The sequence below is a fragment of the Pseudomonas sp. SDO5591_S426 genome (genome assembly GCF_054070755.1).
In genome coordinates, this window is sequence record NZ_JBSVXD010000031.1 from 37,097 (window position 1) to 42,870 (window position 5,774).

Annotated in this window: 3 protein-coding genes; 1 reads left to right on the forward strand and 2 read right to left on the reverse strand. The window is 60.5% G+C overall.

Annotation, left to right across the window (positions count from 1 at the left end; all coding sequences use genetic code 11):
• Positions 1-142: 142 nt before the first annotated feature.
• Complete coding sequence (locus ACW9JC_RS09530) at positions 143-1,099, forward strand: alpha/beta hydrolase (RefSeq protein ID WP_457454834.1); 957 nt, start codon at positions 143-145, stop codon at positions 1,097-1,099.
• A gap of 262 nt (positions 1,100-1,361) precedes the next feature.
• Here ACW9JC_RS09530 and ACW9JC_RS09535 read toward each other — a convergent pair whose 3' ends face one another.
• Together ACW9JC_RS09535 and ACW9JC_RS09540 are read right to left on the reverse strand one after the other, a co-directional pair.
• Positions 1,362-3,842, reverse strand: coding sequence for a TonB-dependent siderophore receptor (locus tag ACW9JC_RS09535; protein ID WP_457454836.1), 2,481 nt, complete (start codon positions 3,840-3,842; stop codon positions 1,362-1,364).
• A gap of 117 nt (positions 3,843-3,959) precedes the next feature.
• Positions 3,960-5,609: a cyclic peptide export ABC transporter gene (locus ACW9JC_RS09540; RefSeq protein ID WP_457454837.1), complete on the reverse strand. Its 1,650-nt coding sequence runs from the start codon at positions 5,607-5,609 to the stop codon at positions 3,960-3,962.
• Positions 5,610-5,774 lie beyond the last annotated feature (165 nt).

Consider the following 5,774-nt stretch of genomic DNA (forward strand, 5'->3'; position numbering starts at 1 on the left):
TCCATTGTAGGAGCTGCCGCAGGCTGCGATCTTTTGACCTTGATTTTATCGGTGAATCGAATTCCGCCAGAAGATCGCAGCCTGCGGCAGCTCCTACAGGTGTTCCCGAATATTGACCTCTCTGTGTAAAAGGATTCACCCCATGGCCGTACTGCCAGAACTTGAAGCTTTTCTCGAACTCGCCGAGTTCGGCCGCCTGACCGGCAAAAGTCGCGCAATGCACGAGCAGACCCCGCAACAGGCGCGGATCGATTTCGAAGCGTCCTCGGGGTTCCTCGATGTGCCGCTGGACAACATCGTCTGCGAGAACTTCAGCATCGCCGCGCGCGACGGCCACCGCCTGGCGGCGCGGCTGTATCGCGACGGGCAAACGGTCGACGGTTTGCAACCGGTGATCCTGTATTTCCACGGGGGTGGCTACGTAGTCGGCAGCCTCGATTCCCACGATGCGCTGTGCCGACGCTTGGCCGCGCAGGGTGGTTTTGCCCTGTTGACCGTGGATTATCGACTGGCGCCGGAATGGCGTTTCCCGGCCCCGGTGCAGGACGCCTGCGATGCCGGCAACTGGCTGGTGCGCGAAGGCTCGGCCCATGGCCTGGACGCGTCACGGGTGGCGCTGGCCGGTGACAGCGTTGGTGCAACCCTGGCGACGGTGCTGTCACTGATTGCTGTGCGTGAACCCGAAGAACTGGCGTTGAAACCCAAGGCTCAGTTGCTGGTGTACCCGGTCACCGACGCCACCACCCATCGCGCCTCGCACCGGGATTTTGCCGAAGGGTACTTGCTGGAAACCCCGACGCTGGACTGGTTCTACGCCCACTACGGCCGCACCCCGGCAGACCTCGCGGACTGGCGCTGCTCACCGCTGCTGGCCGAAGACCTGTCGGGTATGGCGCCCGCCTTGGTGTACCTGGCCGGCCACGATCCGCTGCACGACGAAGGCCTGGCCTATGCCGAGCGTTTGCGCGCTGCCGGCAACGACGTGACCTTGCTTGAACAGCCGGGCATGACTCATGACTTTCTGCGCATGGCGGGGTTGTTGAGTGAGGTGGAAGGGATTCATGCGGAAGTGGCGGGGTGGGTGCGGTCGAAGGTGTGAGGTGACGTAAAAAGAACCGTCATCTCTGTAATGGAGATGGCGGTTTTTTGTGGCTGACATTTGGATTTGTGGTGTGGCGATTATCGTCATCGCGGGCAAGCCCGCTCCCACAGGGATCTATGTTGGCTGCACTTTTTGAGTACGCCTTGAAAACTGTGGGAGTGGGCTTGCCCGCGATGGCGGCGTTGGATCCACCACAAATCCCGACCCATAAAAAATGCCCGCATCTCACGACACGGGCATTTTTCATTTCGGCTCAGGCTCAGAAATCGTACTTGGCCGTTACCTGGAAGTTACGCGGCTCGCCGTAGAAGGTTGTGCCGAAGTTGCCCAGGCCTGTCAGGTACTTCTTGTCGAAGACGTTGTAGGCGTTGGCGGTGAAGCTCAGGTGCTCGTCGTACTGATAACGGGTCATCAGGTCCACGAGGGTGTAGCCGCCTTGCTTGAGGGTGGCGGTTGCACCTTGACCACTGCCATCGACGCTCGGGTTGAAGCTCTGGCCGTAGAACGCGCTCTGCCAGCTCACACCACCACCGACGGTGACCTGGTCAAGTGCGCCAGGCAGACGGTAAGTGGTGAACGTGCGCACGACGTGTTCCGGTTTGGTGGTGGCCAACGGGAAACCGTAGATGCGTTGCTCTTCTTTGTCACGGGAGCGGGCGTAGGTGTAGCCCGCCGACAGGTTCCAGCCTTCAGCCAGTTCACCGGCCAGTTCCAGTTCCACACCCTTGGTGGTGGCGCCGGAAGTTGGTTTGTAGACGTCTTGACCGGTGTTGGTGTCGGTGGTGACGTACTGGGCGACGTTGTCCTGTTCGATGCGGAAGAAGGCCAGGCTGGCGTTCAACTTGCCTTCGAAGTAGGCGGCTTTCAGACCGGTCTCGTAGCTGTCGCCTTCCACCGGTTCCAGGGTCTTGCCGCTGGCGTCCTTGTAGATTTGCGGCTGGTAGATGCTGGTGTAGCTGGCATACACCGAGTACGTATCGTCGAGGTCATAGACCACACCGGCGTAAGGCGTGACCACGCCATGTTCCTTGTAGCTGGCGTGGGTATCGGTCAGGCTCGCGCCTGGATAGTAGGTGTAGTCTTCGTTGTACTTGAAGGTGCTGACACGGCCGCCGAGGATGAACGACAGGTCGTCCGTCGGACGCAGGCGCGTGGCCAGGTAAGCGCCGTTCTGGCTTTGGGTACGCTCGTACTTGCCGTTTTTCGGGAACTCCTGTTTCGCGATGTGGCCTTCCCAGTCAAAGATGTTGCCCGGCACCAGTTCGAAGGCGCTGGTGTCGTAGGTGGAACCGGTCTGACGCGAGTGGGACGTCATGAAGCCCGCGACCAGTTCATGCTCGCGGCCGCCGAGGGAAAACGGACCGGAGACGTTGATGTCAGCGGTGTTCTGTACGCGATGGCCTTCCCAGCGACCCCAGTAGAAGAACATGCCTTCGCCGGTGGCGCGATCCGGGTTGCCGCCGCTGGCGGAGGCCAGTTGGGTATCGTGATCGGTGGTTTTCTGGTCCAGGGTGGCCTTGAGTTTCCAGTCGTTGGCCAGCGCTTGTTCCAGGGACGCGAAGTAGGTGGTGCTGTCGAAGTCACGACGGCTCCAGTCGGAACCCGGGTTGAAACTGCGCGAGAAATCGGTACGGCCACCGTCGCTGAAGAACGGCGAGTTACCGGTCCAGGAGCTGCCGCGCGGGGTGGCGCTGGACTTGTCGACGCCCAGGGTCAGCAGGGTATCGTCAGTCAGATCAGCCTCGAGGATGCCGTAGTACAGGTCTTTCTTCTGGCTGTAGTGGTCGATGTACGAATCTTTGTCCTGCAGGGCGCCGACAAAACGGCCGCGCACGCTGCCGGTATCGTTCAGCGAACCGGAGATGTCGCCTTCGGTGCGGTAGTTGTCCCAGGAACCGGCGGTAGCGCTGACCGATGCCTTGAAGTCCTTGGTCGGCTTCTTGCGCACCAGGTTGACGGTTGCGGCCGGGTCACCGGCACCGGTCATCAGGCCGGTCGAGCCCTTGATGACTTCGATGCGGTCGAGGCTGGCGGAGTCGTCGCTGTTGTTCGGGTTTTCACCGTAGACACCGTCGTAGGGAATGTTGACGCCGTCGTACTGAAAGTTGGTGATGGCAAAGCCACGGGTGGAAAATTCGGTACGGTCACTGTCGTATTTTTGCATGGTGACGCCAGGCGTGTTGCGCAGGACATCACCCACGCTCTTTGAGCCTTGGTCATCCATCTGCTGACGCGTCACCACGGTCACCGATTGCGGCGTTTCGCGAATGGTCAGCGGCAGCTTGGTGGCGGTGGTGGTGGCGCCGGTGGTGTAGGAACCGGTGTCTTCAGTAGTCAGGCCCAGCGCCTGGCCGGAAATGGTGGTCGCGCCCAGTTGCAGGCTCGAAGAGCCGCCGGAAATCAGCGTCACGCTGTTGCCGTTGATCTGGAACGAAATGCCGGTGCCCTTGAGCATCTCGGCCAGGGCCGCGGACGGCTCCAGCGAGCCGGACACGGCGCGGGACTTGATGCCGGCCACCTGGTCCGGGCTGTAGAGGATTTGCAGATTGGTCTGCATGCCCAGCTCGGTCAGCGCGCTGGACAGCGGCTGCACGGAGATACTCACTTTTACAGGCGCTGCGTTGGCCATGTTGCTCCCCAGCAACGTGGCGGTCAGCAGAACGCTGGTCAACAGGGTCCGATGCAGAGACGGGCGCTGTACGGCCAGCGCGAGAGGTGTGCGGCGTGGAAGAGATCGCATTACTTACCTGTGCTCCTGAAAAAGTGTCGTGCAGAGTTTTTGTTAATAGGAATGATTATTAAGACGGGGCGTGAATGCGAAACCGGAAAAGAAATGTGAAAAAAATGTCATTGGGGTTCAGGCCGGCATCAGTTCGGTGACGACCCGGCCGCTTTGCATGCGCACAAGCTGATCGGCGACATCGAAGTAACGGTCGTCGTGGGAGATCACGATGATGGTCTTGCCCAGGCGTTTCAGGTCCGGCAGCAGCTCGGTGTAGAAAATCCGGCGGAAGGTCGGGTCCTGGTCGGCGGCCCATTCGTCGAACACCAGCACCGGGCGCTCTTCCAGCCAGGCGTTGACCAGCGCCAGGCGTTTGCGCTGGCCGGTGGAGAGGTCGGTGGTGGTGAAATTGCCGTCCTTGACGCTGACCTTGTGTGCGATCTCCAGGCGCTCCAGGTATTTGTTGGCGTCTTCCGGGATGTGCGTATCGCCCTGGACCACGTCGTCGAACAGGTAGTAATCGGCGAAGATGGTGGTGAACAACTGGCGATAGTCATCGCGGTTCTGCGCGTCGATGGCTTCGCCGTTAACGCGGATCTGCCCCTGTTGCGGGGTGTACAGGCCCAGCAGCAACTTGATCAGCGTGGTCTTGCCGCAGCCGTTCTCGCCGACGATGAAAGTGATGTCGCCTTGTTTGATCGTCAGGTTGACCGGCCCCAATTGAAACGGCGCGGCACCGTCGACCGACGGGAAGACGTAGCGCACGTCCGCCAGTTGCAACTCGTGCACGGCGGGTTTGACGTCGCCTTGATCGCTAAGCAGCAGATGCGCTTCCGGGGTGGAAAATTGCTCGGACAATTCGGCGATGCGGCGGAAGGCGATCTGCGCGCGGCTGACGATCGGCAGGGTGCTGATCAAGTGTTCCAGCGGGCCTTTCATGTACAGCAGCACCAGCACGAAGCCGCTCATCACGGTTTTGTCGGCGCTCGGCCAGAAGGTTTGCAACGCCAACGCAAGGCCGATGACCACGAAGAACAACATCGAGCCGAAGGTCTTGGCGATGACGAAGGTGTTGATCGAGCGCACCTGGGTGTTGCAGATGAATTCGGCAGTGCCCTTGATGCCCGAGGTGAACATGCGCTGGCGACGTGGGCGGTGAATGCGCAGTTCCTTGGCGCCTTCGGCGATTGCGTTGTAGTGCTTCTGCAATTCGTCTTCGGCGTCACGGGCGGCCATGAATCCTTGCACGCCTTTGCTCTGGGCATAGGCCTGGATCGCGGTGCCGATCAGGATCGCGGCGACCATGATCAGGAACATCGGCCACGACAGGATCGCCAGGTAGCCCATGCAACCCAGGGTCACGGTGACGGAAATCGCCAGTGGCGCGAAGGCGAAGGCGAAGTCGCTGATGGTGTCGACGTCGTGGGTCAGCACCGGGATTAGGCGATGGCTGCGGTAGCGCTCGATCTGTTCGATCGGCGCCGACAGGACTTTTTCACCCAGCTGTTTACGCAGCTTGGCGATGATGTGCTGGCCGACGTAGTTGGTGCCGATGTCGGAGCAGATCGAACTGGCCAGTGCCAACAGGCACAGGCCGGCGAACAGCGCGACTACGCCCTGGGTCAGGCCGCTGTCCGAATGCAAAGCGTTGTTGATGGTCGCCAGCAACACCGTGACACTCAGGCCGCCGACCATGCCCAGGAAAATGGACGCGGCGACGATCAGTCGAAAGGGTTTGAGCAGGGCGAACAATTCGCCGATGGCGCCTCGGGTGGGCTGGGTCATGGAAGACAGTTCCTTGGGTCGGAAGGCAGATACCCAGTAGAACGTCTGGTCGAGGGGTTAATTTAGAGAGGTGCCGACTGATGGCGGAGTTGGCACACAGAAACCTGTAGGAGCTGCCGAAGGCTGCGATCTTTTGATCCGGTTTGTAAAAATCAAAGTCAAAAG

What these genes read in the sequence shown, in the direction of transcription:
- ACW9JC_RS09530 (WP_457454834.1), top strand. Translation starts at nt 143, where the DNA reads ATGGCCGTACTGCCAGAACTTGAAGCTTTTCTCGAACTCGCCGAGTTC.
- ACW9JC_RS09535 (WP_457454836.1), bottom strand. Translation starts at nt 3,842, where the DNA reads ATGCGATCTCTTCCACGCCGCACACCTCTCGCGCTGGCCGTACAGCGC.
- ACW9JC_RS09540 (WP_457454837.1), bottom strand. Translation starts at nt 5,609, where the DNA reads ATGACCCAGCCCACCCGAGGCGCCATCGGCGAATTGTTCGCCCTGCTC.